General features: G+C 40.5%; 1 protein-coding gene. It reads right to left on the bottom strand.

What is annotated here, in order from left to right; genetic code table 11:
* A partial coding sequence (locus HMPREF2737_RS10095) for a hypothetical protein (RefSeq protein ID WP_141745590.1) occupies positions 1 to 252 on the bottom strand: 252 nt, incomplete at both ends.

Raw genomic sequence — 252 nt, forward strand, 5'->3', positions numbered from 1 at the left:
CTCAGGGATAGGCACCGTTGGTGTAATTGTAACTTGTCCAGTACTATCTGTCGTACCTGAGCCAATGATATTGCCGTCTTTACCCAATAACTCAATTTTTGTATTAGGATCCGAAGTCACAGTGATTGGCGACTTAGTTGTTGCCTTACCAGTTAGATCATCAATAACAACAGGTACAGTTGGAGGTGTTGTATCAGTTGCTTTAATTGGATTAGATGTAGAACTATTTGGATGTTCCGCATTATCAGTTGC

The sequence above is a fragment of the Staphylococcus sp. HMSC069D12 genome (assembly GCF_001810405.1).
GTDB lineage: Bacteria > Bacillota > Bacilli > Staphylococcales > Staphylococcaceae > Staphylococcus > Staphylococcus haemolyticus.